Raw genomic sequence first — 5029 nt, forward strand, 5'->3', positions numbered from 1 at the left:
AATCGTGGTCCCAACTCCTTGGCTCACAGAACGACATGGCTACGATCCGACTTCGCCGCGCTGCTCGCCGAGGTCGCGTCGCGGCGGCTGCGCGGGCGCGCCTGAGCGGGGCCCCGCCCGGTCAGCGCGCCCTTCGCTCCTGCTCCACCCGCGCCGCCAGCTGCGCGCGCGCCCGCGTCGCCAGCCCGCGGCACGCCTGGTCGTCGAGCAGCGACGGCACGACCCCCGCGCGCTCCACCCGCTCGACGCGCTCCCAGAACGACGACGCCGACGGGTGCGGCGTGATCAGCAGCTCGCACCGCAGCCCCTCGAGCCGCGCGTGCGAGCGCGCGAAGTCGGCGAGCGCGGTCGGCGACGCCGTGTAGCGGAAGCCGGGCGCCGACACCGGCGTCTGGCTGTCGGCGTACACGACCTCGACGCACTTCCCCTGCTCGCACGAGCGCCACGCCCAGGTGGACCCGCCGGGCGTGTGCCCCGGCGTCGGGTGCAGCGTCAGCGCGAGCGTCCCCACCCGCACCGTCTCGCCGTCGGCGAGCGTGCGCACGCGCGCCGCGCCCGGGTAGTCGGGGAGCGCGCCGTGCTGCGGGTCGTCGGGCGTCGCCTTCCCCGTCCGCAGCACCCGGGCCGACCACGCGGTCGCCGCGACCTCGGCGCCCGAGGCGCGCTGCAGCTCGGCGATCCCGCCGGCGTGGTCCGAGTGCGCGTGCGAGTTGAGGATCACCTTCACGTCCGCCATGCGGAAGCCGAGCGCCTCGACGTTCGCGCGGATCATCGGCGCGCTCGTCGCCTGCGCGCCGTCGATCAGCACGTGCCCGCGCTCCGACGCGACGAGGATCGCGCCGAGGCACCGCGTGCCGACCCAGTACGTGTCGCCGTGGATCCTGAACGGGCGCTGCGGGGCGTCCCAGTTGCGCGCGTCGTTGCAGTCGACCTGGACGGCGGGCGGGGCGGGCGGCTGCTGCATCGTCGGTGGGAGTGGCGTGTGTCGGGCGTCAGCGGTCGAGCAGCGCCCAAGCGCGGACGGGGAACGTCCCCATCCCCCGCACCTTCACCGGCACCGCCGAGAAGCGGAAGCCCCGCGCGGGCAGTTGACCGAGCCCGCACAGGTGCTCGGCGATCGGGATCCCGGCGCCGAGCAGCGTCGTGTGCACCGGGCGCGCGCCGTCGTCCACGTCGTCGATGTTGTACGAGTCGATGCCGACCAGCGCCGCCCCCCGCTCGGCGAGCCACGCCGCGGCGTCGGCGGCGAGGAACGGGTGCCCCTCGAAGTACCGGTCGGTGCGCCAGTGCGCGTCCCACCCGGTGCGCACCAGCACCGCGCGCCCGCGCACGTCGATGCCACCCAGCGCGGCGCGCAGCGCGTCGGCGTCGGTCGCGCGCCCGTCGCGCGCCGTGCGGTCGGCGACGACGCCCTCCAGGTGCGCCAGCGACTCCAGCGGCAGCCCGGCCAGGTCGGCGCCGTCGGCAAAGCGGTGGAACGGCGCGTCGACGTAGGTGCCGGTGTTGGCCACCATGTCGATGCGCCCGATGTGGAACTCGGTCCCCGGGGCGTAGCGGGCGCGCGAGGCCTCGCGGCTCAGGTAGTCGCACACCACGGGGGCGGGGAGCCCGCGGTAGGTGACCATCCCGTCCTCGACGGCGTGGCTGAGATCGACGAGCTGTGGCGGCACGGGCGCGGGGGTGGAGGGGCGCGGCGAGGGCGCGTTAAGCTACGGCGTGTCCGACGCCCCCGCCTCCCGCCCCCTGTCGGTCCTGCGCGCCGGCATCGACGCGCTGGACCGCGAGCTGCTCCAGCTCATGGCGCGGCGCATGGCGCTGGTCGCCGAGGTGGCGGCGTACAAGCGGGCGCACGCGCTGGCGGTGCGCGACCCGGCGCGCGAGCGCGAGGTGCTGGCCGACCGCGCGCGCGACGCCGCGGAGCTCGGGCTCCCCGTGGGCGAGGTGGAGGCGATCTTCCGCCTCCTGCTGCGCGCCAGCCGCGAGCACCAGGCCGCGCTGCGCGCCGGCGTCGCGCCGGGGGAGCCGCCGCGCACGGTCGCCGTGATCGGCGGGCACGGGCGCATCGGCGCGCTGATGGCGCGGCTGTTCGGGGACCTCGGCCACCGCGTGCTGGTGTGCGACCTCGACACCGCGCTGCGCCCCGAGGAGGCCGCGGCGTCGGCCGACGTCACGGTGGTGAGCGTCCCCATCGACGCCACCGACGCGGTGATCCGCGCCGTCGGCCCGCACGTCCCCGACGGCGGGCTGCTGATGGACGTGACGAGCGTGAAGCAGGCGCCGGTGCGCGCGATGCTGGAGGCGACGCGCGCCAGCGTCGTCGGCACGCACCCGATGTTCGGCCCCAGCGTGCACTCGCTGCAGGGGCAGCGGCTGGTGCTCTGCCGCGCGCGCGGCGACGGGTGGGCCGACTGGGCCGCGCGCGCGTTCGCCGCCCGCGGGCTCGTGGTCACGGAGGCCGAGCCGGCGCACCACGACCGCGTCATGGCGATCGTCCAGGTGCTGACGCACTTCCAGACGCAGGTGCTCGGCCTCACGATCGCGCGCGCCGGGCTGCCGCTGGCGGAGACGCTGCGCTTCACCTCCCCCGCCTACCTGCTGGAGCTGTTCGTCACCGCGCGGCACTTCGCGCAGTCGCCGGCGCTCTACGGGCCGCTGGAGATGCGGAACCCCGACCTCGCGCACGTCACCGACGCCTTCCGCGGGGCGGCCGCCGAGCTGGCCGAGGTGCTGCGCGGCGGCGACCAGGCGGCGTTCGAGGCGGTGTTCGCCGAGGTGCGCGCCTTCTTCGGCGACTTCACCGCGACGGCGCTCGAGCAGTCGTCGCACCTGATCGACCGGATCGTGGAGCGCAGCTGATGGCGCGCCCCACCCTCGCGATCGCGGCCGCCGTCGCGCCGACGCCGGCCGTCGTGCAGGCGCGCGTCGTGGCGGGCGACCGGATCCTGAGCGAGTCGGCGCTCGTCCTCCGCACCCCGAGCGGCATCTCGACCGTCTCGCTCCCCGTCGACACGCGCGTCGTCCCCGACGGGCAGCAGCGGTTCGTCGTCGAGCTGCTCGGGGCGCGCACGGCGGCCGGCTGCACGCTGCGGATCGCCGCGTTCACGCAGCCGGTCACGATCGACAACCGCTGAGCGAACGGTGCTCGCGTCGGCGCTCCTGTACCTCGGCGCGGCGGTCGCGGCGCTCGGCCTGCTCGCGGCGGTCCGGCGACGCGGCCGGCGGATCGCGCTGCTGGCCGCGGCGGGCGGCGCCGCTCGGGCCCTCGTCGCGCTGCTGCTCCCGGCGCCGGAGCACGCGGTCGCCGCGCCGCGCACGCACCTCGACGCGGCGATGCCGCGCTGGCACTTCCACGAGCGGCACGCGCTGCGCGTCGCGGCCGACCCGGCGGCGGTCGACCGCGCGATCCGGGCGGTGACGGCCGACGAGATCGCGCTCTACCGCACGCTGACGTGGATCCGCCGCCTCGGCCGCCGCGGTCCCCCGAGCCTGCTCGACGCGCCGGCGGGGATGCCGATGCTCGACCTCGCGACGCGCACCGGCTTCCGCGTGATCGCCGACGCGCCGGGGCGGGCGGTGGTGCTGCGCGTCGCCCTCCCCACGCACCGCGCCCCGGTGCGGCTCGCGCACGCCGCGATCGACTTCCGCGTCGACCGCGACGCGCGCGGGGGCTCGGTGGTGACGACCGAGACGCGCGTCTTCGCCCCCGAACCGGCGGCGCGGCGCGCGTTCGCGCGCTACTGGCGCGTCATCCACCCGGGGAGCGCGCTGATCCGCCGCGGCTGGCTGGCCGCGATCCGCCGGCGCGCGGAGGCGGAGGCCGCGCGCTGAGCGCGGGCCGCCCCCTCTTGGTGGCCGGCGCCCCGGCGCGCATCGTTCGCTCGTGCGCCGCCTGCTCCTCCTCCCCGCCCTGCTTCCCGCCGTCAGCGCCGCCGCCGCGGCTCGGCGACCGTCAGCCGCCCGACGCGCGCGCCGAGCTCGCGCACGTCGAGCCGCTCCAGCAGCGAGCTCCCGGCCGCGGCGAGGACGACGCCGATCCCGCCGTACATCAGCCCCCACCCGGGCACGCCCGCCAGCGCCACCGACCAGAGCCCCGCGAGCGCGCCTTGCAGCCGCGGCGCGTCCACCAGCCCCGCGATCACCCCCTCGCCGAGCGGCGGGATGGCCCAGAGCGCGACGCCCACCGCGATCAGCGCCGCGCCGGCGGCGACCAGCGCGTCGCGGCGGTCGCGCATCGCCAGCACGCCGGCCGCCACCAGCGCGGCGCCGGCGGCGAGCACCACCCACGCGTAGCGCGCGACCGCGAGCCCGACGCGCATCACGAGCAGCGCCGCGCGCACCGCCGGGTGCTGCGGCAGGTCGGCGAGGCCGACGGCGACGGTCCCCGGCACGGCGCCGGCCAGCGCGGGGGAGCCGGCGAGCGCCGCGCGCAGCACCACCTCGAGGTCGGGGATCGACAGCACCACCGACTGCCCCGCCTGCGAGAACAGCGCCGCGTGCGCGCGCCGCGCCGCCGTGCGCGCGACGCTGCGGAACGCGCCCGAGCCCACCACGTCCTCCGCCGCGGCGAGGATCAGCGGGCGCACCCCGGTCAGGTCGCGCTGCTGCGCGAGCAGCGCGTCCGTCAGCCGCTCGGCGGCCACCGCGGCCACGCGCGGGTCGGCGAGGCTGGCGGCCACGCGGTCGGCGAACGCGTCGGGGCGCAGCAGCCGCGCGGCGTCGTGCAGCAGCGCGCCGGCGAGCAGCCCGAGCGCGCCGAGCACGATGCAGAGGACGCCGAGCGGCGTGCGGTGGAAGGCCATGGAAGGACGAGGTGGGCGCGGGTCGGGGAGATCTACACCGCCGCCGCGTGGTCCACACCTTGCGGCACCCGCGCGGCCGGGGAGGGAGGGGGGCGGCGACGACACCGCAGCGGCATCGCGCATGGCGTTCCGGACCACACCTGACGCACGTCGGACCGTTCGACCCGCGCACGCCGCGCGCCGCGCGGGCGCGGCGTGCGCGGCGGCCTGCGTCGCGGCGCACCTCGGGG

The 5029-nt window shown here is 77.8% G+C and carries 6 protein-coding genes; 3 read left to right on the top strand and 3 right to left on the bottom strand.

Going from position 1 to position 5029, the window contains the following annotated elements; all coding sequences use genetic code 11:
- Positions 1–121: 121 nt before the first annotated feature.
- The gene (gene bla, locus PYV61_RS20750) at positions 122–964 is read right to left on the bottom strand and encodes a subclass B3 metallo-beta-lactamase (RefSeq protein WP_275835212.1); all 843 of its coding nucleotides are present in this window, start codon (positions 962–964) and stop codon (positions 122–124) included.
- A 28-nt stretch (positions 965–992) separates the two neighbouring features.
- Positions 993–1670: a cyclase family protein gene (locus PYV61_RS20755; protein WP_275835214.1), complete on the bottom strand. Its 678-nt coding sequence runs from the start codon at positions 1668–1670 to the stop codon at positions 993–995.
- Between the two features lie 46 nt (positions 1671–1716).
- Here PYV61_RS20755 and tyrA point away from each other — a divergent pair, with 46 nt between their 5' ends.
- From tyrA to PYV61_RS20770, 3 genes are read left to right on the top strand one after another with little or no spacing between them, the layout of a single operon-like run.
- The gene (gene tyrA / locus PYV61_RS20760; RefSeq protein ID WP_275835217.1) at positions 1717–2856 is read left to right on the top strand and encodes a bifunctional chorismate mutase/prephenate dehydrogenase; all 1140 of its coding nucleotides are present in this window, start codon (positions 1717–1719) and stop codon (positions 2854–2856) included.
- On the top strand, positions 2856–3131 hold the full coding sequence (locus PYV61_RS20765; protein ID WP_275835219.1) for a hypothetical protein: 276 nt from the start codon (positions 2856–2858) through the stop codon (positions 3129–3131). The genes tyrA and PYV61_RS20765 overlap by 1 nt, the downstream gene beginning before the upstream one ends.
- Positions 3132–3138: 7 nt before the next feature.
- Entirely contained in the window at positions 3139–3828 is a 690-nt protein-coding gene (locus PYV61_RS20770) for a hypothetical protein (protein WP_275835221.1), read from the top strand.
- A 92-nt stretch (positions 3829–3920) separates the two neighbouring features.
- Here PYV61_RS20770 and PYV61_RS20775 read toward each other — a convergent pair whose 3' ends face one another.
- Positions 3921–4799, bottom strand: coding sequence for a hypothetical protein (locus PYV61_RS20775; protein WP_275835223.1), 879 nt, complete (start codon positions 4797–4799; stop codon positions 3921–3923).
- Between the last annotated feature and the right edge of the window lie 230 nt (positions 4800–5029).

This window comes from Roseisolibacter sp. H3M3-2 (assembly GCF_029211165.1).
GTDB lineage: Bacteria > Gemmatimonadota > Gemmatimonadetes > Gemmatimonadales > Gemmatimonadaceae > Roseisolibacter.